This is a genomic window from Serratia sp. NA_112.1 (genome assembly GCF_052691715.1).
Map to the genome: position 1 here is coordinate 262,746 of NZ_JBQZFO010000004.1, position 25,134 is coordinate 287,879.

Sequence of the window (25,134 nt, forward strand, 5' to 3'; positions counted from 1 at the left end):
AGCCGAAAACGGAAACGAGAATCTCATGAGTGACTACAAGAATACCCTGAACTTGCCGGAAACAGGGTTCCCGATGCGCGGCGATCTGGCCAAGCGTGAACCTGGCATGCTGCAACGTTGGTATGAACAGGATCTGTACGGGATGATTCGTACTGCCAAAAAGGGCAAGAAATCCTTCATTCTGCATGACGGCCCTCCGTATGCGAACGGCAGCATTCACATTGGTCACTCGGTTAACAAGATTCTCAAAGACATTATTATCAAGTCGAAAGGGATGTCCGGTTTCGACTCGCCTTACATTCCGGGTTGGGACTGCCACGGCCTGCCGATCGAACTGAAGGTTGAGCAACTGTACGGTAAGCCGGGTGAAAAACTCACCGCGGCAGAATTCCGTATCAAGTGCCGTGAGTATGCCGCTGAGCAGGTTGAAGGCCAAAAGAAAGACTTCATCCGCCTGGGCGTGCTGGGTGACTGGGATCGCCCGTACCTGACCATGGACTTCAAAACCGAAGCCAACATCATCCGTGCGCTGGGCAAAATCATCAGCAACGGCCACCTGCTGAAAGGCGCCAAGCCGGTGCATTGGTGTACCGATTGCCGTTCTTCCCTGGCGGAAGCGGAAGTGGAGTATTACGACAAAACTTCGCCGTCTATCGATGTGGCTTTCCACGCGGTAGACGCGGCTGCCGTGGCGGCCAAGTTTGATATCAACAGCTTCGACGGCCCGGTTTCTCTGGTTATCTGGACTACCACTCCGTGGACGCTGCCGGCTAACCGCGCCATCTCACTGCACCCGGAATTTGCCTACCAGCTGGTACAGGTAGAAGGCCAGTGCCTGATCCTAGCGGCTGAACTGGTGGAAAGCGTAATGAAACGCGCCGGTATTACCCATTGGGAAGTGCTGGGCAGTTGCAAAGGTGTCGATCTGGAGCTGATGCGTTTCGAACACCCGTTCATGGGCTTTGACGTGCCAGCGATCATGGGTGAACACGTAACGCTGGATGCCGGTACCGGTGCGGTACACACCGCCGGTGGCCATGGCCCGGATGACTTTGTCATCAGCCAGAAATACGGTCTGGAAATCGCCAATCCGGTAGGGCCGAACGGCTGCTATCTGACCGGCACCTATCCACTGCTGGATGGCAAGTTTGTGTTCAAGGCCAACGATTTGATCGTTGATCTGCTGCGTGAGAAAGGCGCATTGCTGCATGTGGAAAAACTGGTTCACAGTTACCCGTGCTGCTGGCGCCACAAAACGCCGATCATCTTCCGTGCGACCCCTCAATGGTTCATCAGCATGGATCAGAAAGGCCTGCGCAAGCAGTCGCTGGAAGAGATCAAAGGCGTGCAATGGATCCCGGAATGGGGCCAGGCGCGTATCGAAACCATGGTTGCCAACCGCCCGGACTGGTGTATTTCGCGTCAGCGTACCTGGGGCGTGCCGATGTCACTGTTTGTGCATAAGGACACCGAGCAACTGCACCCACGCAGTGTTGAGCTGATGGAAGAAGTGGCCAAGCGCGTTGAGCAGGATGGTATTCAGGCTTGGTGGGATCTGGACGCGGCCGACATTCTCGGTGCGGATGCTGCCGATTACGTTAAAGTGCCAGACACGCTGGACGTCTGGTTCGACTCTGGTTCGACCCACTCTTCCGTGGTCGATGTTCGTCCCGAGTTCAATGGCCACGGCGCCGATATGTATCTGGAAGGCTCCGACCAACACCGCGGCTGGTTTATGTCATCATTGATGATCTCCACTGCGATGAAGGGTAAAGCGCCGTATAAAGAAGTTCTGACCCACGGCTTCACCGTGGACGGTCAGGGTCGCAAAATGTCCAAGTCGATCGGCAATACCATCAGTCCACAAGACGTGATGAACAAGCTGGGGGGCGACATTCTGCGCCTGTGGGTCGCTTCTACTGACTACACCGGTGAAATTGCTGTGTCGGACGAGATCCTGAAACGCTCTGCCGATTCTTATCGCCGCATCCGTAACACCGCGCGTTTCCTGCTGGCCAACCTGAACGGGTTTGAGCCGAGCACCGATTGCGTGGCACCGGAAGAGATGGTCGTCCTGGATCGCTGGGCAGTGGGTCGTGCACTGGCGGCGCAGCAGGATATCGAACAGGCTTACGCCAATTACGATTTCCATGAAGTGGTACAGCGTCTGATGCAGTTCTGTTCGGTGGAGATGGGCTCCTTCTATCTGGATATCATCAAAGACCGTCAGTACACCGCGAAGAGCGACAGCGTTGCCCGTCGTAGCTGCCAAACTGCCTTGTTCCATATCGCAGAAGCGCTGGTTCGCTGGATGGCACCGATTATGTCATTCACTGCCGATGAAATCTGGGCCTTCCTGCCGGGCAAACGCGCGCAGTACGTATTCACTGAAGAGTGGTACGACGGCCTGTTCGGTCTGGCCGAAGGCGAAGGCATGAACGATAGCTTCTGGGCCGAGCTGCTTAAAGTTCGCGGCGAAGTGAACAAAGTGCTGGAACAGGCTCGTGCTGACAAACGCCTCGGCGGTTCTCTGGAAGCCGCGGTGACGCTGTATGCTGATAGCGAACTGGCTGAACGCCTCAACAGCTTGCAGGATGAGCTGCGCTTTGTGCTGCTGACCTCCGGCGCGCGCGTTGCGCCTCTGGCCGATGCGCCGGCAGATGCACAAGCTGCAGAGCTGGTGAAAGGCCTGAAAATTACCTTCAGCACTGCTGAAGGTGAGAAGTGCCCGCGTTGCTGGCATTACACTACCGATATCGGCCTGGTGGCGGAACACGCAGATCTCTGCGGCCGCTGTGTTGTCAACGTAGCCGGCGACGGCGAAAAGCGTAAGTTTGCCTAATGAGTAAACCTATTTGTTCGACCGGCTTGCGCTGGCTGTGGCTGGTAGTGGTAGTGCTGGTGCTGGATTTTGCCAGCAAGCAGTGGATCCTCGGTAACTTCGCGCTGGGTCAGTCCCAGCCGCTGATCCCGTCGTTCAATCTGTTTTATGCGCGCAACTACGGCGCCGCGTTCAGCTTCCTCGCCGATCACGGCGGCTGGCAGCGCTGGTTCTTCGCCGGTATTGCCGTCGCCATCGTAGCGGTGCTGCTGGTGATGATGTACCGCAGTTCGGCGCAGCAAAAGCTGAACAATATTGCTTATGCATTTATCATCGGTGGAGCGCTCGGCAATCTGTTCGACCGCTTGTGGCACGGCTTCGTGGTCGATTTTATCGACTTCTATGTGGGCGACTGGCATTACCCGACCTTCAACCTGGCGGATAGCTTTATCTGCGTGGGTGCGGCGATGATCGTGCTGGAAGGCTTCTTGTCGCCGGCGAACAAAAGTGCAAAGAGCAAAGGTGAGTAATATGACGGCTCAGGTTAAGGGCGACAGCGAAGTATTGGTTCACTTCACGCTGAAACTGGAAGACGGAACGACGGCAGAATCCACTCGTGGCAACGGTAAACCGGCGCTGTTTCGTCTGGGCGACGGCAGCCTGTCCGAGCCGCTGGAAGCGCAGTTACTCGGTCTGAAGGCGGGCGACAAGTGTGCCTTTACCCTGCAACCGGAAGCGGCGTTCGGCGAAGAGAATCCGGACCTGGTCCAGTTCTTCTCACGCCGTGATTTCACGGAAACCGGCGTACCGGATGCGGGCACCATCATGTTGTTTACCGCTGTCGACGGCAGCGAAATGCCGGGCGTGGTGTGTGAGGTGGCGGAAGATTCGATTACCGTTGATTTCAACCATCCGCTAGCGGGCCATCCGGTCACCTTCGATATTGAAGTGCTGGAGATCGACCCGCAGCAGGAGGAGACGCATGCAAATATTGCTGGCTAACCCACGCGGCTTTTGCGCCGGGGTTGATCGTGCGATCAGTATCGTTGAACGCGCGTTGGAAATTTACGGTGCGCCTATCTATGTGCGTCACGAAGTGGTGCATAACCGCTACGTGGTGGACAGCCTGCGTGAGCGTGGGGCGGTGTTTATTGAAGAAATCACTGAAGTGCCGGACGGGTCGATTCTGATCTTCTCGGCGCACGGGGTTTCCCAGGCGGTAAGGGCAGAGGCCAAGGCGCGTGATTTAACCATGCTGTTTGACGCCACCTGCCCGTTGGTGACCAAGGTGCATATGGAAGTGGCGCGAGCCAGCCGCCGTGGCACCGAGGCTATCCTGATCGGTCACGCCGGTCACCCGGAAGTAGAAGGTACCATGGGCCAGTACAGCAACCCGAAGGGCGGCATGTACCTGGTGGAGTCACCGGACGACGTGTGGAAGCTGCAGGTGAAGGATGAAAGCAACCTGTGCTTTATGACGCAAACCACGCTGTCGGTGGACGACACTTCTGATGTGATTGATGCCCTGCGCCAGCGTTTCCCCAGCATTATCGGGCCGCGCAAGGACGACATCTGCTACGCCACCACCAACCGTCAGGAAGCGGTACGCAACCTGGCCGGGGATGCGGACGTGGTACTGGTGGTGGGGTCGAAAAACTCCTCCAACTCCAACCGTCTGGCAGAATTGGCGCAGCGTGTTGGCAAGCCGGCATACCTGATCGATTCCGCCGCTGACATTCAGGAAGTCTGGCTGAAGGACGCTCATAATATTGGTGTTACCGCAGGGGCTTCGGCACCTGATGTTCTGGTTCAGGATGTGATCAACCGCCTGAAAGCGCTGGGGGGGGGCAACGTGCAGGAGGTCAGTGGTCGTGAAGAGAACATCGTGTTTGAAGTGCCGAAAGAGCTGCGGGTTGATATCAAACAGGTCGATTAATCAGCATCGGGCATAAATAAGATAACGGGGAGCTTCGGCTCTCCGTTTTGCTTTTAGGTAACGGTTCCCGGCAATGAAATTATTAAAATGAGTTTTATGCGTGACAGGTTCAAATTTACTGTTTATTAAATCCAGATTTGTTCTGATAATTTGAATTGATGGTAGAGGGAATGATTATATGGGCAGTGATAAAGTTATTAAGGTTAATATCATTAGGCTGCAATCTAAATAAACTCTGGTGCTGGTCAGCAACGGGCTGAAAGGTTAAATAACTAAATTAATTTGTGTTGCAGATATTTCTTATTTTATTAAGTTCTTAATTGGTCTTCGGCGTTTTTCTCTTTTCTCTGTAAATGGGTTTTCATATGTTCAAGTAAACGACGAACCTTTAATGGTTGGCTGTCCCTGCGCGGCATAATTGCATAGCAACTAATATCCGGTAGCCGCCACTCTGGCAGTACCTCAATCAGCTCACCTCGGTTCAATTCCTTTTCAACATTGACGAAGAAATTACGGATGATGCCTTTACCTGCCAGTGCCAATTCTTTCATCGCCATGCCGTTATTGGTAAATAAACGTCCGGTCATACGCAACCGATGCTCGTCGCCATCAGGGTGGAGCAGACGAACAAATTGTGGGTTCCCCAAAGGGGTAAAAGTGACCCATTGATGGTGGGTCAACGCCTGTGGAGTTTCTGGCACGCCGTGGTTGGCAAGATAGGCTGGCGAGGCGCATAGTACTTCGCGAAAGCGCGCCAGGCGAGTAGAGACATAGCTAGAGTCAGCCATCACGCCGCCGCGGATCGCCAGATCAATACGCTGGTTTATCAGGTCGATCTTCTCATCATGAATTTCCAGCCTCAGCGTGATGCGCGGGTGCTCGTCGAGGAAACTTTGCAATGCCGGCACCAGATAATGAGTGGCAAACTCCGTAGAGGTGGCGACGCGCAGTTCCCCGGCCAGTTCACCGCGTAGCGCGGCAATACGTTGTTGCCCGCGTTCTGCCGCATGGATCATCAACACACAATCCTCATAAAAACACAGCCCGGCCTCGGTCAGGCTCAGTGAACGAGTCGAACGCAGAAGTAATTGAATGCCCAACTCGTTTTCCAGCAGACGGATATGTTGGCTAACGGCAGAGGTCGTAATGCCCAATTCTTTGGCTGCCGTGCTGAATGCACCGCAATCGACAACTTTAGAAAAAATAGCCATGCGTTTTAGAATATTACTCATAGTTTGTTAAGTTCAACTTAACCAAGATTGTTAATTATAAGGGCTAATAATATAGCATTATCTCTTCTATATTGCCTGAAGCAGATAAATCGTAAGGTAAGTCCGACTTCCCGTTCGGCCTCTCTTTTTTGATAAGTCTTATTGCGTTTGCAAATAAGTTGCTTGCGCCACATCTGAACAGGAGTTAATTGTGGATAGTGCTCGTATTGAACAAATATCGTTAAAAATCCTTCATGAACTATTGCAATATCGGCGTCGATTTCCGGGGGCGGAGAGTTCAAACGCAGAAGAGGAACAGGAGGTTTCTCTGGTGCAATTACCGCGTATTCGGGCATTTATTGAAAATGAGCGGCGTATTGAATTTGTCCTGCCTGCTTTTCCGACAAAATCACCCAATACTAATAAGGTGATTGGTTCACTGCCCGATATGGCTGAAAGACTGTCATTGATATTTCTTAATTCTCTCTGTCAGCGTATTCAGCTTTATTACCCGCCGGGTGCTCATATCATCATCTGCTCCGATGGCCACGTTTTCGGTGATTTGATCCGTGTCAGCGACGATGCGATCAACCGTTATCAACATGAAATTGAAAACCTGCTGCACGAAGTGGGGGCGACTCATCTGAGCGTTTTCAATCTGGGTGACGTGGAAGGGCTGGCCGGATATACCAGCAACTATGATCTGCTGCGCCAGTTGCTGGTTGACGGCTATGCTGAGCCGGAGGAAACGATCAAACACCGGTTGATGCAGGACGAGCAGGGGTTGCAGCTGTATCGCGCGATCACCCGATTCCTGTATGAAGACAGCCAACTGCCGGGCTACAGCGGCTCTAATACCGCGCTGCAAAAAGACGCCAAACAGCGCGCCTGTGGTGTGATCCAGCGCAGCTGGGCCTGGGGCAATTTGCTGGCCCAGCATTTCCCGTTGGCAATACGTTTGTCGATTCACCCGCAGCCCACCGACAGCCTGAAAATGGGGATTCACATGATGCCGACCAAAGACGACTGGCTGACCCCCTGGCATGGCGTGGCCGCCAATGTAAACGGACAGTTTGTGCTGATGAAGCGCAAAGACGCGCAGCAGCTGGCGGGCGAACTGGTGGCGATCCGCGGAACACCCAGCCATTACCTGGTCGAACAGCCACAGATGGCGTAATGCATCACCTTGCGCCCAGCACTTTAACGGGCGTCTTTTAACGGCGCGGTAGCCGTGTGAGCAGCAAATTCGATTCAAGGAGAGTGACCTATGGAAAATCAAACGCTGAACTGTCGCATTGAACTCAATACCCCTTTTGGTGCAGTGCTGACCCCGCAGTATCCTGGCCAATCTATCAGCGAACTGCCGGTGGCCGCGCTTCGTTCACTGGCCCAGCAGCATCACCTGCTGGTGCTGCGCGGCTTCAACTCTGGTTTTACCGATCCGCAACTGCTGACCCGCTATGCCGACGGCTGGGGTGAGATCATGATGTGGCCGTTCGGCGCAGTGCTGGACGTGAAAGAACATCCGGATGCCAAAGATCATATTTTCGACAGCAGCTATGTGCCGTTGCACTGGGACGGCATGTACAAGCCGACCATCCCGGAATTCCAGTTGTTCCATTGTGTGGCAGCACCGTCACAGGATGAGGGGGGCCGCACCACCTTTGTCGACACCACGCGCCTGCTGGCGAATGCCAGTGAACCGCTGTTGGCGCAGTGGCGGGAAGTGTCGATCTCTTATCGCATTAAGCAAGTGGTGCATTACGGTGGTGAAGTTTGTTCGCCTCTGGTAGTGGATCATCCGAACGGCAACGGGCAGATCATGCGCTACAACGAGCCGCCGACCGAAGGCAAAAAATTTCTTAACCAGCACGCGCTGGAATATCACGGGGTACCACAGGAGCAGCAAGAGGCATTCCATCAGACCCTGCAACAGCATCTCTACGATCCTCGTCATTATTACGCCCATCAGTGGCAGCAGGGTGACGTGGTGATAGCGGATAACTTCTCGTTGTTGCACGGGCGCGAAGGCTTTACCGCACGTTCTGCTCGCCATTTACAGCGGGTGCATATTCAGAGCAACCCGGAGTGCGCCAATAAGGCGCTGAAGCCGGCTAACGCAGAGGTTTAAACCCTATGGCAAGTATTCTGATGACCGCCGTGGCCACGCCCGGCCACGTTTATCCGATGCTGAGCATTGCCCGACACCTGATTGCACAAGGGCACCAGGTACGGGTGATGACCGGTGCGCTGTTTCGTCAACGCGCAGAGGCAGTCGGCGCGCAGTTTATCGCCTTTGATGAGCGAGTAGATTTCGACTACCGCTATCTTGAGCAGCACTTTCCCGAACGGGCAGCACTGCCGCCGGGCAATGCCCAGATGGCACTGGCGCTGAAAGACTTCTTTGCTGCCCCGATCCCGTTGTTAGACCAGCAGTTGCGAAGCATGATGGCTGACGATCGCCCTGACCTGTTGATGGTGGAAAACTGCTTTTATGGGGTGCTGCCGTTGTTGCAGAGGACGGAGCGTCCGCCGGTGATCGGCATCGGGGTGACGCCATTGTCGTATTCCTCTAGGGATTCGATCTTCTATGGGCCGCGTATCCCTCCGGCGTTGTTGCCACGAGAGCTGCGGCGCGAACAGTTGGTGGACGAAGACACCCGTGCATTAATTGATGAGGTGCAAGAGAGCTTTGATATTGCCATGGCGCACTCTGGTGGCCAGCCGCTGCAGCAGCCTTTTACCGATGCATTGATTGGCGGCTGCGATCGCTTTTTGCAACTGGCCACCCCGGCGCTGGAGTATCAGCGCGAAGATCTGCCGGGCAGCGTGCGCTTTATCGGGCCGCTGTGTAGCGCGGCGGTGGCGGTTGAAACCAGCGATGAGTGGGATGAGGCCGACCGGCGGCCGTTGGTGGTTGTTTCGCAGGGGACGCTGGCGAATGTCGATCTGCACCAGCTGATTGTTCCGACCCTGAAGGCACTGGCTGAATTGCCGGTTCGGGTTTTAGCGACCACGGGGGGGCGCCCGATTGACAGATTGTTGGCGCTGTTGCCCGCTAATGCCAAAGTGCGGGAGTCCATCTCTTTCGAACACTGGCTGCCGAAGGCGGCGTTGTTGATCACCAATGGCGGCTATGGCTCAATCAACTATGCCCTGGATCAGGGGGTACCCTTGATTGTCGCTGGAACCGGCGAGGATAAGCTCGAAGCTGCTGCAAGAGTGGTGGCAGCGGGTTGCGGCATTAGCCTGCATACCAGTACCCCGGATGAGGGGCAGTTGCGTCAGGCGGTGCAGCAAATTCTGGCGCAGCCGTCTTATCGGCAGCGTGCTGCGGTGGTGCAGGCCGATTACGCCCGTTATGATGCACTGACGGCAATTGCCGACGAGGTCGCTGCATTAACCCATTGAAGATATGTGAAATGGCCGCCGTGGGGCGGCCGCTTTCGCTATAAAGAGAATTGAATAAAAAACCGGTCAATCATGGCACGATCGTCAGCGGTCAGCGGCAGCCGGGGTGACGGCAATAGTCGGTGGCAATGATATTACGCCGTTGCAGAATCGTCTTCTCAACCTGAATAATGTATTCGCAGTGGCTTGCTCCGCCGACGGGGTTTCCGTAGTCAACTTCATGATCGATTCCTCAGACTGATTGACCGGGTGTTAGGTCCCCCAGCCGATAGCAATCCAGTTGTCATTCATTCAGGTAATACAAATTTAAAGATCTTGTATGCAAGGTTGATGAGGGCAAAAGAACCCAAGATCTGTGAGGACGATTGGAGTTACGACAAGGCGAGATTTTTAAATAATATGAGCGAACATTTCCGGCTGTTTATGCCAATGATTCTTTTTGGCCGCGTTGAGCAAAATGACACGCATGCATTGGCGCGCATTTTCCACCTGCCTGAAACGAATAGCCTCCAGCAGCTGTTGGTGTTCTTCAACGGCCTTTTGGGCCAGGTGTACGTCTTCTTCCTGCGTTTCCTGAAAAGAGAGGGCCATTGCGGCGGACAGCGCACTGCCTAATGAATGTAAAAAGGGGTTATGGCTGGCGCCCAGTAAAGCGAGATGAAACGCCATATCGCCCTGTTCGAACAGCTCACGGCTGGCTTGTTGCTGCCCTTGTGCCATCAGCTTGCAGGCATCTTCGAGCGCGGCTAAATCATGACCGGTGGCATTAACCGCCGCCAGCGCGGCGATATTGGGTTCAAAGATCAAACGAGTGACCATTAGCTGTTCAGTCAACAACGGATCGAGGCTGTCTTCTGCCAGCCAGGCCAGAACATCGGTATCCAAAAAGCTCCACAGCTGGCGTGAGTTGACCGTACTGCGCTTCTTGGCATGGATGGAAATCAGCCCTTTTGCGGCCAGCACCTGCAAGGCATTGCGTACCGAGGTGCGTGAAACTTCGTACTGCTGTGCCAGCTCATTTTCCCCCGGCAACGACAGCCCGGGCGGCAAATCCCCCCTGATGATGCGGCGTGCCAAATCTTGCGTCAGGGTTTCCGATAGAGTCGTGGGTGCGATTTTCATCCGTGGCTCTCAGGCAATAAAGCGGCAGTTACAGCATATATTAAGCTAAGCGGCTGATTGGCGGGACCCATGTCGGTTTTAGTGAATGAAATGAGGGTTTTTCCTGCGGTTTTTAGCCATTGAAATTGCATGATTATGTACAATCGGCAACAGATATTTTTTAGATCAATTGTTAACCCATTGACAGCATTGCTGATGAAATGCGGGAGATATCATAATTTTCTAATTATGAAATGAATCCTCTGGCGGTGATAAGGTGGGGCAGTTACCCTGAACCGATAGCCTAATGGGATAGGCGTCAAATCAACAAGAGAGCAAGTATGACTGATTCATTAATCCGCATAGCGGTTGCGGGTTCCGGTGGCCGTATGGGCCGTCAATTGATCCAGGCGGTACAGCAGGCACCGGGTGTGGCGCTGGGGGCGGCGATTTCGCGACCGGGTTCAAGCCTGATCGGTACAGACGCCGGTGAACTGGCGGGTGTTGGCGCACTGGGCGTTGCCGTTAGCGACAGTCTGGAAAAGGTGGTCGACGATTTCGATATTCTGATCGATTTCACCCGCCCGGAAAGCACTCAGGCGTATCTGGCTTTTTGCGTCGAGCATAAAAAAGCCATGGTGATTGGCACTACCGGCTTTGATGACGCCGGTAAAGACGCCATTAAAGCCGCCGGGCAGCAGATAGGTATCGTCTTTGCCGCCAACTTCAGCGTCGGTGTCAATCTGGTGCTGAAGCTGTTGGAAAAAGCCGCTCAGGTGATGGGCGACTACACCGATATCGAGATCATTGAAGCACATCACCGCCATAAGGTGGATGCCCCTTCGGGCACGGCGTTGGCCATGGGCGAGGCGATTGCCGGCGCACTGGGGCGCGATCTTAAAGAATGTGCGGTGTATGCGCGTGAAGGCTATACCGGCGAACGCGATCCGAAGAGCATTGGCTTTGCCACTGTTCGTGCCGGCGATATCGTGGGTGAGCATACCGCCATGTTTGCCGATATTGGCGAGCGGGTTGAGATCACCCATAAAGCCTCCAGCCGGATGACTTTTGCCAGTGGGGCGGTGCGAGCGGCATCATGGTTGCATAATCGTGATAAAGGGCTGTTTGATATGCGAGATGTGCTCAATCTTGACCAGCTATAATTGATTTTTACACCATCGTGATGTGGTTTTTTTATCATAATGCTATGATTAATGGACAATAATTTTATTGTCCTTTTTTTTAACATATAAAATATGATTTATGTGTTTATTTTTCTTTATGATTTCTGTTTTTGTATGTTTTACTGTGTTTTTTAACCGGAATCACCCGGTGGTGATGTTTTTTTTCATGGATTTGGTCTTTGTTATTGGACTTTTTGGTCATTCATCCCCGCAACCGTTTACCAGCCAGAGTTTATCGATGTTTTTATGGCTGCCAACCCTATTAAACCTCGAGAAGTGCAAAAATAAGAGAAAAAATGGCGCTTTGGGTAGACAAGCGGAGCTCTCATCATTAGAATGCGCCCAATTTGCCAAAAATTGACCTTGAAGGCGGTTTTTGCATTGATTTAGATCGCGATATCTGAATTAATATGCAAATATTGTGATTGATTATTCCTTGGAGGGTGTTTTGATTAAGTCAGCGCTATTGGTTCTCGAAGACGGAACCCAATTCCACGGTCGGGCCATCGGGGCAGAGGGTACGGCAGTAGGAGAAGTGGTCTTCAATACGTCGATGACCGGTTATCAAGAAATCCTCACTGATCCTTCCTACTCCCGCCAGATTGTTACTCTTACTTATCCTCATATCGGCAATGTCGGCACCAATGTTGCTGACGAAGAATCCTCCGCAGTACACGCCCAAGGCCTCGTCATTCGCGACCTCCCACTGATAGCCAGCAATTACCGCAACGAAGAAGGCCTGTCTGACTACCTGAAGCGCCATAACATTGTGGCGATCGCCGATATTGATACCCGCAAGCTGACCCGTCTGCTGCGTGAGAAGGGTGCACAGAACGGCTGCATCATTGCTGCCGATACCCCGGATGCTGCCCTGGCCTTGGCTAAGGCCAAAGGTTTCCCGGGCCTGAAAGGCATGGATCTGGCGAAAGAAGTGACCACCCAGGAAGCTTACAGCTGGCAGCAAGGCAGTTGGACGCTGGAAGGCGAATTGCCGGAAGCCAAAGCGGCCTCTGAGCTGCCGTTCCACGTGGTAGCTTACGACTTCGGTGCCAAGCGCAACATCCTGCGCATGCTGGTGGATCGCGGCTGCCGTCTGACGGTAGTGCCGGCGCAGACTCCGGCAGATGAAGTGTTGAAAATGAATCCGGACGGTATTTTCCTGTCCAACGGCCCGGGTGACCCGGAGCCCTGTGATTACGCCATCACCGCCATCAAACAGTTCCTGGAAACCGACATTCCGGTGTTTGGCATTTGCCTCGGGCACCAGTTGCTGGCACTGGCCAGTGGCGCGAAAACCGTGAAGATGAAGCTTGGCCACCACGGCGGCAACCACCCTGTGAAAGATCTGGATAAAGACTGCGTCATGATCACCGCGCAGAACCATGGTTTTGCCGTGGACGAAAATAACCTGCCGGCGGAGCTGCGCATAACGCACAAATCCTTGTTTGACCACACGGTGCAGGGCATTCACCGCACCGACAAAGCGGCGTTCAGCTTCCAGGGCCACCCTGAAGCCAGCCCGGGCCCGCACGATGCCGCGCCGCTGTTCGATCACTTTATCGAACTGATCGAGACTTACCGTTCTAACGCCAAATAATCAGGAGCAGTAAAAATGCCAAAACGTACAGACATAAAAAGCATCCTGATCCTCGGCGCTGGCCCGATTGTTATCGGCCAGGCGTGTGAGTTCGACTACTCGGGTGCCCAGGCGTGTAAAGCGCTGCGCGAAGAGGGGTACCGGGTCATTCTGGTGAACTCCAACCCGGCCACCATCATGACCGACCCGGAAATGGCTGATGCGACCTACATCGAGCCGATTCACTGGGAAGTGGTGCGTAAAATCATCGAAAAAGAGCGCCCGGATGCGGTATTGCCGACTATGGGGGGCCAGACCGCGCTGAACTGTGCGCTGGAGTTGGAACGTCAGGGCGTGCTGGCCGAGTTCGGCGTGACCATGATTGGCGCCACGGCCGATGCTATCGATAAAGCCGAAGACCGCCGCCGTTTCGACGTGGCGATGAAGAAAATCGGCCTGGATACTGCGCGTTCCGGCATCGCACATAATATGGAAGAAGCGCTGGCGGTTGCCGCTGACGTTGGCTTCCCGTGCATCATCCGCCCTTCCTTTACCATGGGCGGCACCGGTGGCGGCATTGCTTACAACCGCGAAGAGTTCGAAGAGATCTGCGAGCGCGGCCTAGATCTGTCGCCAACCAAAGAGCTGCTGATCGACGAGTCGCTGATCGGCTGGAAAGAGTACGAGATGGAGGTGGTGCGCGATAAGAACGATAACTGCATCATCGTCTGCTCTATCGAAAATTTCGACGCCATGGGCATCCATACCGGTGATTCCATCACCGTAGCCCCGGCGCAAACCCTGACCGACAAAGAATATCAAATCATGCGTAACGCCTCGATGGCGGTACTGCGTGAAATCGGTGTGGAAACCGGCGGCTCCAACGTGCAGTTCTCGGTTAACCCGAAAACCGGCCGCCTGATCGTTATCGAAATGAACCCACGCGTGTCCCGTTCGTCTGCATTGGCATCGAAAGCTACCGGTTTCCCGATAGCCAAAATCGCCGCCAAACTGGCGGTGGGTTATACCCTCGACGAACTGATGAACGACATCACCGGTGGCCGCACGCCGGCGTCGTTTGAACCGTCCATCGACTACGTCGTGACCAAGATCCCTCGTTTCAACTTCGAGAAATTTGCCGGTGCCAACGACCGTCTGACGACTCAAATGAAATCCGTCGGCGAAGTGATGGCGATTGGTCGCACCCAGCAAGAGTCGCTGCAAAAAGCGCTGCGCGGTCTGGAAGTGGGTGCCACCGGTTTTGACCCTAAAGTGAATCTGGACGACCCGGAAGCGCTGACCAAAATACGCCGTGAACTGAAAGATGCCGGCTCTGACCGCATCTGGTACATCGCGGACGCGTTCCGCGCCGGCCTGTCGGTGGACGGCATCTTCAACCTGACCAACGTCGATCGCTGGTTCCTGGTGCAGATTGAAGAGCTGGTGCGCCTGGAAGAGCAGGTGGCCGAATCCGGCATCAACGGCTTGACCCAGGAATTCCTGCGTACCCTGAAGCGTAAAGGCTTCGCCGATGCGCGTCTGGCCACGTTGGCCGGCGTTGCCGAGAGCGAAATCCGCAAACTGCGCCACGGTTATGGACTACATCCGGTTTACAAGCGTGTGGATACCTGTGCGGCGGAATTCGCCACCGACACCGCTTACATGTACTCCACCTATGAAGAAGAGTGCGAGTCCAATCCGACCAACGACCGTCCGAAAATCATGGTACTGGGCGGCGGTCCGAACCGCATCGGCCAGGGCATCGAATTCGACTACTGCTGCGTGCACGCCTCGCTGGCGCTGCGTGAAGACGGTTACGAGACCATTATGGTCAACTGCAACCCGGAAACCGTCTCCACCGACTACGACACTTCCGACCGTTTGTACTTCGAGCCGGTCACGTTGGAAGACGTGTTGGAAATCGTGCGTATCGAGAAGCCGAAAGGCGTGATCGTACAGTACGGCGGTCAGACTCCGCTGAAGCTGGCGCGCGAGCTGGAAGCCGCAGGGGTGCCGATTATCGGCACCAGCCCGGACGCGATTGACCGCGCCGAAGACCGTGAACGTTTCCAACAGGCAGTACAGCGTCTTGGGCTGAAACAGCCGGCGAACGCCACCGTCGCCACCATCGAGCAGGCGGTAGAAAAGGCAGCCGGTATCGGTTACCCGCTGGTAGTTCGTCCTTCCTACGTACTGGGGGGCCGCGCGATGGAAATCGTCTATGACGATATCGACCTGCGCCGTTACTTCCAGAACGCGGTTAGCGTTTCTAACGATGCGCCAGTGCTGCTGGACCGCTTCCTGGATGACGCGGTAGAAGTCGACGTCGACGCGATTTGCGACGGCGAACGGGTGCTGATTGGCGGCATCATGGAACACATCGAACAGGCGGGCGTGCACTCCGGTGACTCAGCTTGCTCACTGCCGGCCTACACCCTGAGCAAAGAGATTCAGGACGTGATGCGTCAGCAGGTTGAGAAACTGGCGTTCGAGCTGCAGGTTCGTGGTCTGATGAACGTGCAGTTTGCGGTGAAGAACAACGAAGTCTACCTGATTGAAGTCAACCCACGTGCCGCGCGTACTGTGCCATTCGTCTCCAAGGCGACCGGCGTGCCGCTGGCCAAGGTGGCGGCACGCGTGATGGCAGGCAAAACGCTGGCCGAGCAGGGTGTAACGGAAGAAGTTATCCCGCCTTACTACTCGGTAAAAGAAGTGGTGTTGCCGTTCAACAAGTTCCCGGGCGTCGACCCGATTTTAGGGCCGGAAATGCGCTCTACCGGGGAAGTGATGGGCGTTGGCCGCACCTTCGCGGAAGCCTTCTCCAAGGCGATGCTCGGCAGCCAGTCAGGCATGAAGAAACAGGGCCGTGCACTGCTGTCGGTACGCGAAGGCGATAAAGCCAGGGTGGTGGATCTGGCAGCAAGCCTGCTGAAGCAGGGCTTTGAACTGGATGCCACCCACGGTACCGCCGTGGTACTGGGCGAAGCGGGGATTAACCCGCGCCTGGTCAACAAGGTGCATGAAGGTCGTCCGCACATTCAGGACCGTATCAAGAATGGCGAGTACACCTACATCGTTAACACCACGGCAGGTCGTCAGGCGATTGAGGACTCCAAGCTGATTCGCCGCAGTGCGCTGCAGTACAAGGTGCACTACGACACTACCCTGAACGGCGGCTTCGCCACAGCGATGGCGCTGAAGGCCGACCCGACCGAACAGGTCACTTCGGTGCAGGAGATGCACGCACGCATCGTTAAGTAATCTCTCTGTGTCGTAATATCAGGGCGCTACATTGAATGCAGCGCCCTTTTTTATCTCCTTCAGCCAATTTGTTGTCTCGCGTTAAAAATTTCTGCTATCAATCATTCAGCAAACTGTCACTCTGTGTGATTAGTATAGGCTTGATATATTGGCAAAGAACGAAGGAACGAAGGAACGACGACAACCATGATCCTGATAATTTATGCCCATCCTTATCCCCGGCATTCTCATGCCAACCACCGTCTGTTACAGGCGGTCAAGGATCTTCCCGAGGTGGAAGTCCGTTCGCTGTATGAGCTTTATCCCGATTTCAATATCGATATCAACGCCGAACAGCGTGCGCTGGAGCGTGCCGACCTGGTGGTGCTGCAGCATCCGATGCAGTGGTACGGCCAGCCACCGTTGCTGAAATTGTGGATCGACAAGGTGCTGGAGCACGGCTGGGCTTACGGCCATGAAGGTGAAGCGCTGGTGGGCAAAGATGTCTTGTGGGCGGTGACCAGCGGGGGTGACGAGCACCATTTCGAACTGGGGGATTACCCCAACTTTGCCGCTCTGGGGCAACCGCTGCAGGCCACGGCGCTGTATTGCGGAATGAACTGGCAGCCCTATTTTGCCGTGCATAACACCTTTACCTACAATGAACCGGCGCTGATTGCCGCCGGCGAGGCCTACCGGCGGCGACTGGTAGACTACCTGATGGAACACAGTGACCCGGCGGAGCAGGGAGTCGAGCATGGATAATCACCATATGATGATTGAGGGGCTGATCTATCTGGGATCGGCCGCGCTGTTCGTGCCGATAGCGGTACGGCTTGGGTTAGGGTCAGTACTGGGTTACCTGATCGCCGGCTGTATTATCGGCCCCTGGGGGTTGAAACTGGTCTCCGATGCTGAGTCGATCCTCACCTTTGCCGAGATTGGCGTGGTGCTGATGCTGTTTATCATCGGACTGGAACTGGATCCGAAACGGCTGTGGACGCTGCGCGCCTCGGTGTTTGGCGGCGGCATTATTCAGATGGCGGCATGCGGATTGGCCCTGAGCGCCTTTTGCTATTTCCTCGGATTGAACTGGAAGGTGGCGCTGCTGATTGGCCTGACGCTGGCGCTGTCCTCCACTGCAATTGCCATGCAGGCGATGGGTGAACGTAACCTTACGCCGTCACCGATCGGTCGCAGCACATTTGCCGTCCTGTTATTCCAGGATATTGCGGCGATCCCGCTGGTAGCGATGATCCCATTGATGGCCAGCAGCGGTGCCGTCACCACCTTGGCGACCTTCACCTTGTCGGCGGCAAAGGTGGTGGGTGCATTGGTCACGGTGGTGTTGCTCGGCCGCTATGTGACCCGGCCGCTGCTGCACTTTGTCGCTCGCTCCGGCATGCGTGAAGTTTTTAGTGCCGTGGCGCTGTTCCTGGTGTTCGGTTTTGGCATCCTGCTGGAAATGGCCGGGCTGTCGATGGCGATGGGCGCTTTTCTTGCCGGGGTAATGTTGGCGAGTTCCGAATACCGGCATGCGTTGGAAAGTGATATTCAGCCGTTCAAGGGACTGCTGCTTGGGCTGTTTTTTATCGGTGTTGGCATGTCGATCGACTTCGGTACCTTGTTCCACCATCCGTTGTTGATTGCCTCGCTGCTGTTGGGCTTTATGCTGATCAAGGCGGCGCTGTTGTGGTTGATTGCTCCCCGGCTCGGCGTACCAAAGCGTCAGCGCGGCATGTTTGCCATTTTGTTAGGCCAGGGCAGTGAGTTTGCCTTTGTGATCTTCGGGGCCGCGCAGCTGGCCGGGGTATTGCCGCCGGAGTGGGCAAAATCCTTGACGCTGGCGGTAGCCTTGTCGATGGCTGTGACGCCGTTGTTGCTGGTGGTGGCTGCCAGAATTGAGAAAAACGCGCCGAAAGATGAACGACCTGCGGATGAAATTGATGATGAGAATGCCAGCGTCATCATTGCCGGCTTTGGTCGCTTTGGTCAAATTGCCGGTCGCTTGCTGTTGGCTAACGGTGTCCATACCGTGGTGTTGGATCACGACCCGGATCATATTGAAACGCTGCGCAAATTCGATGCCAAGGTGTTTTATGGTGATGCCACCCGCGCCGATCTGCTTGAGGCCGCAGGCGCCCAGCATGCCAAGGTACTGATCAACGCCATCGACGATGTCGAGGCCAGTCTGCAATTGACTGAAATGGCCAAGCGGCAATTCCCGCACCTGAAGGTGGTGGCGCGAGCTCGTGATGTCGATCACTGGTATCAGTTGCGTCAATTAGGGGTGGAAAAACCGGAGCGTGAAACCTTTGAAAGTTCGTTACGGGTTGGCCGTGAAACGCTGGAATTGCTGGGGCTGGATGCCTATGAGGCGCGTGAGAAAGCCGATACCTTCCGGCGCTACAACCTGAAAATGCTCGAGGAGACGGTGGATAATTACCAGGATACCGAATTCCGTATTGCCAGTTTGCAGCGCACCAAAGAGATGCTCAGTACGGCTATAGAGCAGGATCAGAATCGGTTGGCCCGGGTTCAGCAGAGCGGTTGGCGTGGCAGTATTGACGGCAAGGCTCCAGAGGATGAAGTGGTAGAAGCCAAGGGATAAACCCAGGGGCGCAGCGAGATGCTGCGCCCCGCAAGGCAGAGTCAGCTCAGTGCGACTTTGATGCCTAGGGCAATCAACATCCCACCCAAAAATTTATCCACTATCTTCTGGGTCTTTTCCAGCCCACGACGCACCGGGCCACTTTGGATCAGGAACACCAGCGCTGGCCACCACAGGACAGACAGACCAAGGATAATCCCCGCGTACCACAGCTTTTCACCCAATCCAGAATCGATCTGCAATACCTGAGTGAATACCGCCAGGAAGAACAGCGTGGCCTTCGGATTGAGCAGATTACACAGATAGCCCTGCACAAAGGCACTTTTCAGGCTCACCTGCTGCTGCGGTAAATTGCTGACGTTCATTTTGCCGCCACCGCGTGACAACAGCGCCTGAATGCCAATCCAGACCAGATAGACCGCACCGGCGTATTTCAGCACGTTGAACAGCCATGGTGTGGTGGTGATCACCACCGCCAGCCCGGCAACGCAATAGGACATATGGGTCGCGACGCCGCAGATCACGCCGAAAGCGGTCATCATGGCAGCCAACCGCGGATAGCGGGCGGCATTCTTGATTACCATGAAAAAATCCGGGCCGGGCGACAGCATCCCCAGGGTGGCGATACCGGCAACGAACAGCGAAGTTTCAAGCATGATTTGACTCTCTGCACAAAAGGCCTAATTGCGCTGATAATAACGCCGCTTCTCCTGATGCGCATCAACCAAATGAGGTAATGTTTGGCAATAAGATGAACTTTATTTTGATGAGTCAGAGGCCCCCATGCAGCAGTCGACCACCACCGACCTGCCGCCGCCGCAGCGGCAACAACAACAACAGCAACAGCGTGAAATCACCCGCCTGTGTATTCAATGCGCCTTGCTGTTGTTACAGCATGGGGCGGAAAGCATGGTGGTGGAACAGTTGTCGACCCGGCTGGGGTTGGCGCTGGGCATGGACAGCGTGGAAAGTTCGATATCGGCCAACGCGGTGGTGTTGACCACCCTCAGTCACGGTGAATGCCTGACCACGACGCGCAAGAACGTCGACCGCGGCATCAATATGCAGATGGTGACCGAGGTGCAGCATATCGTTATTTTGGCGGAACACCGGCTGGCGGACGCACACGACGTGGCCCGTCGCCTGCAGAAAATCCGTCCGTTACGCTATCCGCGCTGGCTGGTGGTGTTGATGGTGGCACTGTCTTGCGGTTGCTTCAGCATGCTCAACGGTGGCGATCAAAAAGCCTTTGCCGTGACCTTTATCGCCAGCGGCCTGGCCATGTCGGTGCGCCAAATGCTGACCGCCCGTCACATGAATCCGCTGATCAATTTTTGCCTGACGGCGTTTGTCGCGACCTCGGTTTCCGGTCTGTTGCTACGGCTGCCGGTGTTCAGCCAAACCTCTACGGTGGCGATGGCTGCCAGCGTGTTGCTGCTGGTGCCGGGGTTCCCGCTGATTAACGCGGTTGCGGACATGTTCAAAGGCCACATCAATACCGGACTGGCGCGTTGGGCGATGGCCAGCCTGTTGACGTTGGCGACCTGCATTGGCGTGGTGATGGCAATGTCGCTGTGGGATCTGCGGGGGTGGTCATGAATCTGCTTTGGGTTTTGCTGCAGGACATGCTGCTGGCGGCGGTACCGGCACTGGGTTTTGCCATGGTATTCAACGTCCCGGTGCGCGCGCTGCGCTATTGTGCGCTGCTTGGCGCAGTAGGTCACGGTTCACGCATGCTGCTGATGCACGCAGGAATGAACATCGAATGGGCCACGTTTTTGGCGGCGATTTTAATCGGCATGATCGGCATTTACTGGTCACGCTGGCTGCTGGCACACCCGAAGGTGTTTACCGTGGCGGCGGTGATCCCGATGTTCCCGGGGATCTCGGCCTATACCGCGATGATCTCGGTGGTGGAAATTTCGCATCTGGGTTATAGCGAGGCGCTGATGGCCACCCTGATGAGCAACTTCCTCAAGGCCTGTTTTATCGTCGGCGCATTATCGATCGGGCTGTCGTTACCTGGGCTGTGGCTGTACCGAAAACGCCCTGGCGTTTAAGCGTGACCCGTCGATTGAATTGAACATTAGATATACTGATAAGAGCTATCTTATATATTCATATTGCTTGATTAGCCTATCGACGGCAGTTAGGGCTTTACGTATAGTGTCAGCAATTTTGCTGCCTACACAGGGTTTAACAATGATTATCAGCCTGATCGCTGCCTTGGCGGCGGATCGCGTTATTGGCATGGAAAACGCTATGCCGTGGCACCTGCCGGCGGACCTAGCGTGGTTTAAACGTAACTCGCTGAATAAACCGGTGATTATGGGCCGTAAAACTTTCGAGTCGATTGGTCGTCCATTGCCGGGCCGCCATAACATCGTTTTAAGCAGCCGCGCCGGCACCGATGCCGGGGTGACCTGGGTAATGTCTATCGACGAAGCGCTGGCCGCTGCCGGGGATGTGGAAGAAGTGATGGTGATCGGCGGTGGGCGTATCTACAGCCAATTCCTGGCGCGCGCTAATCGCATGTATCTGACGCATATCGATGCCGAAGTCGGTGGCGACGCCCATTTCCCTGACTATGAGCCGGATGAATGGGAAACTTCGTTTAGCGAATTCCACGATGCTGACGAAGTGAATTCTCACAGCTATTGCTTCGAGATTTTAGAGCACCGCTGATTACCGGGTGTTAGTTGTATCTTACTGAGGGCGCAAGAGATTGCGCCCTTTGTCGTTTCTGCGGCAAACCTCCGCTGACTTCTTCTTGTAACATTTTTGTCACACTTCCTGATTAGTATGAAGCCCAACTCTGAGCGCCTGGCAACTCTGGTGAATCTTGACTGCGGCGCCATTTAAAAAAGGAAGCAAAGCAATGACGAGCAAAATTGAGCAATTAGATGCCGACCGCCTGACCGATCCCACCCGTCGTAAACTGCTGCTGGGCAGTGCCGGAGCCGTAGGCCTGGCCGGTTTCCTCGGCGGCGGCATCTGGACGGTTTCCGCCGAAGCACTGGCCGAGGATTTACCGCCGAACAAGCTGCTGGGTTTCAAAGGCATTGCGGCCTCAACGGCCGATGAGGTGGTGATTGCACCGGGTTACCGTGCCGAGGTGCTGATCTCCTGGGGCGAGCCGCTGGTGGAGGGCGCAGCCGCTTTTGACCCGCAGGGTAACAACAGTGCCGCCGACCAGGAAAAGCAGTTCGGCGACAACAACGATGGCATGAGCTTCTTCCCGATTGATGATAATCACGGCGTGATGGCCATCAACAATGAATATGTTAACGAGCAGTATCTGTTTGCCCATGGCGGCAGCAAAGCCACCAGTCTGGAAGATGTGCGTAAATCTCAGGCTGCGCACGGTGTTTCTATCGTGGCAGTAAAGCGCGCCGGTGACAGCCAGCGATGGGAAGTAGAGCGCCCGTCGCGCTATAACCGCCGTATTACGGCCAACACCGAGATGCAGTTCAGTGGCCCAGCCGCCGGTCATGCCTTGCTGCAAACGGCAGCTGACCCGACCGGGCGCAAGGTACTGGGCACCTTCGGCAACTGTGCCAACGGTAAAACGCCCTGGGGCACTTACCTGACCTGTGAAGAGAACTTCGATACCTATTTTGGCACCCATCAGGCCGACTATAAGACCACGGCGGAGCAAAAGCGCTATACGCTAAAAGTTAGCGAACCGGAGCGCAACTGGCCGGATTACGACGAGCGTTTTGACGTGGCGAAGAACCCGAATGAATTTAACCGCCACGGTTGGATTGTCGAAATTGACCCAATGAATCCGACTTCGACGCCAATCAAACACACGGCGCTGGGCCGTTTCAAACACGAAAATGCCGCGGTAAGCGTTGCCAAGGATGGTCGCCTGGTGGTTTACATGGGCGACGATGAGCGCGGTGAGCACATTTATAAATACGTTTCCAAAGGCGTGGTCGATGTGGCTAACCCGGCCAATAACCGTAGTCTGCTGGACGAAGGCACGCTGTATGTGGCGCAGTTTGATGGTGATGCTGCCGGCACGCCGTTGAAAGGTACCGGGCGCTGGATTGCCCTGGAGTTCGGCAAAAATGGCCTGACGCCGGAAAACGGTTTCCGTGATGAGGCCGAAGTGCTGATCTTCGCCCGCAAGGCTGCGGCACAGGTGGGTGCCACCAAAATGGACCGTCCGGAATGGATTGCAGTCAACCCGCATGATGGTCGTGCCTACTGCACACTGACCAACAACAGCAAGCGCGGTGAAGAAGGCATGCCATTGAACGCGGCTAACCCACGTCCGAACAATGTCTATGGTCAGATTATCCGTTGGGATGAGGGTGGCGATGCTACGGCGGCGTCATTCACCTGGGATATTTATGCGCTGTGCGGCAACCCGATTGCGCACCCGGAAGGGGTGAACCGCGGTACGCCAAATATCACGGCAGACAATACCTTTAACAGTCCGGACGGGTTGGGTTTTGATAAGGCCGGTCGCCTGTGGATCCTCACTGACGGTAAATACAGTAACAAGGGCGACTATGCCGGGCAGGGGAACAACCAGATGCTTGTGGGCGATCCCCTCAGTGGCGAGATCCGCCGCTTTATGGTTGGGCCAAAGTCGTGCGAGCTGACCGGGATTACCTTCACGCCGGATTATAAGACGATGTTCGTCAACGTTCAGCATCCGGGGGAGGAAGGAGATTCGCATTTCCCGAATAATAGTCCTCGTCCGCGTTCGTCAGTATTGATGATTACGCGTGAAGACGGTGGGGTGATCGGGGCTTAACCAGAAAACAGCGGGGCGGCATTGACCGCCCCGGCTTGATTATAACGCAGCCTGCTGGTGCACGCCGTCCAGCAGATTTCGGCGATTGGCCGGTTGGGTAAAGTACTGTCGGTCTTCCCAGCGTAGCATGGTCAGGTCGCCCCCCCAGCAACAACCGGTATCGAGGCCAATAACACCTGCCGGTGTGCCTCTGCCTTCCAGTGATGCCCAGTGACCAAAGATAATGGTGTAATCGGCATCGACCAATCGTGGCAATTCAAACCAGGGTTTGAGCGGCGCAGGTGCGGTGCCTGGCGCATCTTTGCAGATCATGTCGAGCTGGCCATTCGGGAAGCAGTAACGCATGCGCGTCAGGGCATTGGTGCTGAAACGCAAGCGCGCCAGCCCACTCAGTTCCGGGCTCCAGTTGTTCGGCATATCGCCGTACATGGCATCGAGGAATAGTGGGTAGCTGTCGCTGCTCAGTACCGCTTCCACTTCGCGCGCGCACATTTTCGCGGTGTCGATGTCCCACTGCGGGGTGATGCCGGCGTGGGCCATCACCAGTTTTTGCTCATCATCCACCTGCAGCACCGGTTGGCGGCGCAACCAGTTGAGCAACTCGTCGGCGTCCGGCGCTTCCAGCAGCGGCGTGATGCGATCTTTGGGTTTGTTGCGGCTGATGCCGGCGTAAACTGCCAGCAGGTGCAGGTCGTGGTTGCCCAATACCATGCGTACCGCAGGGCCGAGTGAACGCACGTATCGCAAGACATCCAGTGAACCGGGGCCGCGGGCGACCAAATCGCCGGTCAGCCACAGCTGGTCATTCTGTGGATTGAAAGCCACCTGGGCCAACAGCGATTTCAGTTCATCAAAACAGCCATGAACATCACCGATAAGATATGTCGACATAATTAGTGAATCAGCGTTGGGATAGCTAAGCGGAACACCGGAATAGCGGTCTGGAACGGCTGGCCCTGATGATCAACCATTTCGTAATGGCCTTCCATGGTACCCAACGGCGTTTCAAGGATCGCGCCGCTGGTGTATTGGAATTCTCCGCCGGGCGGGATGAGCGGCTGTTCGCCAACGACGCCTTCGCCCTGAACTTCGGTCTGGCGGCCATTGCTGTTGGTGATCAGCCAGTAGCGGCCCAGCAGTTGCACATTGAAACGCCCCAGGTTGCGGATGGTGATGGTATAAGCGAAGACGTAACGTTCTTCCTCAGGTATCGACTGTGATTCCACATAGACACTTTGTACCTGAATACATACGCGGGGCGAATCAATCATGACC

Annotated in this window: 22 protein-coding genes; 16 read left to right on the plus strand and 6 right to left on the minus strand. The window is 55.3% G+C overall.

Annotated features, from left to right (window positions below; translation table 11 throughout):
- Nucleotides 1-25 precede the first annotated feature (25 nt).
- From ileS to ispH, 4 genes are read left to right on the plus strand one after another with little or no spacing between them, the layout of a single operon-like run.
- Nucleotides 26-2,842, plus strand: a complete 2,817-nt coding sequence (ileS, locus tag ACUTQ5_RS11375; RefSeq protein WP_445651331.1) for an isoleucine--tRNA ligase — start codon at nucleotides 26-28, stop codon at nucleotides 2,840-2,842.
- The gene (gene lspA / locus ACUTQ5_RS11380) at nucleotides 2,842-3,351 is read left to right on the plus strand and encodes a signal peptidase II (protein WP_445651332.1); all 510 of its coding nucleotides are present in this window, start codon (nucleotides 2,842-2,844) and stop codon (nucleotides 3,349-3,351) included. Before ileS ends, lspA begins: the two co-directional genes overlap by 1 nt.
- Before the next feature lies 1 nt (nucleotide 3,352).
- The gene (gene fkpB, locus ACUTQ5_RS11385) at nucleotides 3,353-3,823 is read left to right on the plus strand and encodes an FKBP-type peptidyl-prolyl cis-trans isomerase (RefSeq protein ID WP_445651333.1); all 471 of its coding nucleotides are present in this window, start codon (nucleotides 3,353-3,355) and stop codon (nucleotides 3,821-3,823) included.
- Nucleotides 3,804-4,757, plus strand: a complete 954-nt coding sequence (gene ispH / locus ACUTQ5_RS11390; RefSeq protein WP_445651334.1) for a 4-hydroxy-3-methylbut-2-enyl diphosphate reductase — start codon at nucleotides 3,804-3,806, stop codon at nucleotides 4,755-4,757. Before fkpB ends, ispH begins: the two co-directional genes overlap by 20 nt.
- A gap of 308 nt (nucleotides 4,758-5,065) precedes the next feature.
- Here the strand turns inward: ispH and ACUTQ5_RS11395 are convergent, their stop codons facing one another.
- Nucleotides 5,066-5,989: a LysR family transcriptional regulator gene (locus ACUTQ5_RS11395; protein ID WP_445651335.1), complete on the minus strand. Its 924-nt coding sequence runs from the start codon at nucleotides 5,987-5,989 to the stop codon at nucleotides 5,066-5,068.
- 190 nt (nucleotides 5,990-6,179) lie between these two features.
- On the opposite strand from ACUTQ5_RS11395, the gene pvcA reads away from it, so the two are divergent.
- The 3 genes from pvcA to ACUTQ5_RS11410 all read left to right on the plus strand — a co-directional run bounded on the left by pvcA (nucleotide 6,180) and on the right by ACUTQ5_RS11410 (nucleotide 9,379).
- Entirely contained in the window at nucleotides 6,180-7,145 is a 966-nt protein-coding gene (pvcA, locus tag ACUTQ5_RS11400) for an L-tyrosine isonitrile synthase (RefSeq protein ID WP_445651336.1), read from the plus strand.
- A gap of 90 nt (nucleotides 7,146-7,235) precedes the next feature.
- On the plus strand, nucleotides 7,236-8,099 hold the full coding sequence (locus tag ACUTQ5_RS11405) for a TauD/TfdA dioxygenase family protein (protein ID WP_445651337.1): 864 nt from the start codon (nucleotides 7,236-7,238) through the stop codon (nucleotides 8,097-8,099).
- Between the two features lie 20 nt (nucleotides 8,100-8,119).
- Nucleotides 8,120-9,379: a glycosyltransferase gene (locus ACUTQ5_RS11410; RefSeq protein WP_445651470.1), complete on the plus strand. Its 1,260-nt coding sequence runs from the start codon at nucleotides 8,120-8,122 to the stop codon at nucleotides 9,377-9,379.
- 84 nt (nucleotides 9,380-9,463) lie between these two features.
- Here the strand turns inward: ACUTQ5_RS11410 and ACUTQ5_RS11415 are convergent, their stop codons facing one another.
- Both ACUTQ5_RS11415 and ACUTQ5_RS11420 read right to left on the minus strand, forming a co-directional pair.
- Nucleotides 9,464-9,601 carry a hypothetical protein gene (locus ACUTQ5_RS11415; RefSeq protein WP_445651338.1) on the minus strand — a complete coding sequence of 46 codons (138 nt, stop codon included), beginning with the start codon at nucleotides 9,599-9,601 and terminating at the stop codon, nucleotides 9,464-9,466.
- Nucleotides 9,602-9,769: 168 nt separating this feature from the next.
- Nucleotides 9,770-10,501 carry a FadR/GntR family transcriptional regulator gene (locus ACUTQ5_RS11420; RefSeq protein ID WP_445651339.1) on the minus strand — a complete coding sequence of 244 codons (732 nt, stop codon included), beginning with the start codon at nucleotides 10,499-10,501 and terminating at the stop codon, nucleotides 9,770-9,772.
- A gap of 320 nt (nucleotides 10,502-10,821) precedes the next feature.
- Between ACUTQ5_RS11420 and dapB the strand changes: the two genes are divergently transcribed.
- The 5 genes from dapB to kefC all read left to right on the plus strand — a co-directional run bounded on the left by dapB (nucleotide 10,822) and on the right by kefC (nucleotide 19,091).
- Nucleotides 10,822-11,643 (plus strand): 4-hydroxy-tetrahydrodipicolinate reductase, encoded by an 822-nt coding sequence (dapB, locus tag ACUTQ5_RS11425; RefSeq protein WP_445651340.1) that lies wholly within the window; start codon nucleotides 10,822-10,824, stop codon nucleotides 11,641-11,643.
- Nucleotides 11,644-12,112: 469 nt separating this feature from the next.
- Nucleotides 12,113-13,261, plus strand: coding sequence for a glutamine-hydrolyzing carbamoyl-phosphate synthase small subunit (gene carA / locus ACUTQ5_RS11430; RefSeq protein ID WP_445651341.1), 1,149 nt, complete (start codon nucleotides 12,113-12,115; stop codon nucleotides 13,259-13,261).
- A gap of 15 nt (nucleotides 13,262-13,276) precedes the next feature.
- Nucleotides 13,277-16,501: a carbamoyl-phosphate synthase large subunit gene (carB, locus tag ACUTQ5_RS11435; RefSeq protein ID WP_445651342.1), complete on the plus strand. Its 3,225-nt coding sequence runs from the start codon at nucleotides 13,277-13,279 to the stop codon at nucleotides 16,499-16,501.
- 186 nt (nucleotides 16,502-16,687) lie between these two features.
- Nucleotides 16,688-17,245: a glutathione-regulated potassium-efflux system oxidoreductase KefF gene (gene kefF, locus ACUTQ5_RS11440; RefSeq protein WP_445651343.1), complete on the plus strand. Its 558-nt coding sequence runs from the start codon at nucleotides 16,688-16,690 to the stop codon at nucleotides 17,243-17,245.
- Nucleotides 17,238-19,091, plus strand: coding sequence for a glutathione-regulated potassium-efflux system protein KefC (gene kefC / locus ACUTQ5_RS11445; protein WP_445651344.1), 1,854 nt, complete (start codon nucleotides 17,238-17,240; stop codon nucleotides 19,089-19,091). The genes kefF and kefC overlap by 8 nt, the downstream gene beginning before the upstream one ends.
- Before the next feature lie 41 nt (nucleotides 19,092-19,132).
- Here the strand turns inward: kefC and ACUTQ5_RS11450 are convergent, their stop codons facing one another.
- The gene (locus ACUTQ5_RS11450) at nucleotides 19,133-19,747 is read right to left on the minus strand and encodes a LysE family translocator (RefSeq protein WP_445651345.1); all 615 of its coding nucleotides are present in this window, start codon (nucleotides 19,745-19,747) and stop codon (nucleotides 19,133-19,135) included.
- Nucleotides 19,748-19,874: 127 nt separating this feature from the next.
- On the opposite strand from ACUTQ5_RS11450, the gene ACUTQ5_RS11455 reads away from it, so the two are divergent.
- The 4 genes from ACUTQ5_RS11455 to ACUTQ5_RS11470 all read left to right on the plus strand — a co-directional run bounded on the left by ACUTQ5_RS11455 (nucleotide 19,875) and on the right by ACUTQ5_RS11470 (nucleotide 23,859).
- Nucleotides 19,875-20,690, plus strand: a complete 816-nt coding sequence (locus tag ACUTQ5_RS11455) for a threonine/serine exporter family protein (protein ID WP_445651346.1) — start codon at nucleotides 19,875-19,877, stop codon at nucleotides 20,688-20,690.
- The gene (locus ACUTQ5_RS11460; protein WP_445651347.1) at nucleotides 20,687-21,151 is read left to right on the plus strand and encodes a threonine/serine exporter; all 465 of its coding nucleotides are present in this window, start codon (nucleotides 20,687-20,689) and stop codon (nucleotides 21,149-21,151) included. The genes ACUTQ5_RS11455 and ACUTQ5_RS11460 overlap by 4 nt, the downstream gene beginning before the upstream one ends.
- A gap of 142 nt (nucleotides 21,152-21,293) precedes the next feature.
- A complete protein-coding gene (gene folA, locus ACUTQ5_RS11465; protein WP_445651348.1) occupies nucleotides 21,294-21,776 on the plus strand; it encodes a type 3 dihydrofolate reductase in 483 nt (160 codons plus the stop codon).
- A gap of 193 nt (nucleotides 21,777-21,969) precedes the next feature.
- Nucleotides 21,970-23,859: a PhoX family protein gene (locus ACUTQ5_RS11470; protein ID WP_445651349.1), complete on the plus strand. Its 1,890-nt coding sequence runs from the start codon at nucleotides 21,970-21,972 to the stop codon at nucleotides 23,857-23,859.
- A 39-nt stretch (nucleotides 23,860-23,898) separates the two neighbouring features.
- Here ACUTQ5_RS11470 and apaH read toward each other — a convergent pair whose 3' ends face one another.
- Both apaH and apaG read right to left on the minus strand, forming a co-directional pair.
- Nucleotides 23,899-24,750 (minus strand): bis(5'-nucleosyl)-tetraphosphatase (symmetrical) ApaH, encoded by an 852-nt coding sequence (apaH, locus tag ACUTQ5_RS11475; RefSeq protein ID WP_445651350.1) that lies wholly within the window; start codon nucleotides 24,748-24,750, stop codon nucleotides 23,899-23,901.
- Nucleotides 24,751-24,752: 2 nt separating this feature from the next.
- The gene (gene apaG, locus ACUTQ5_RS11480) at nucleotides 24,753-25,130 is read right to left on the minus strand and encodes a Co2+/Mg2+ efflux protein ApaG (RefSeq protein ID WP_012005174.1); all 378 of its coding nucleotides are present in this window, start codon (nucleotides 25,128-25,130) and stop codon (nucleotides 24,753-24,755) included.
- Between the last annotated feature and the right edge of the window lie 4 nt (nucleotides 25,131-25,134).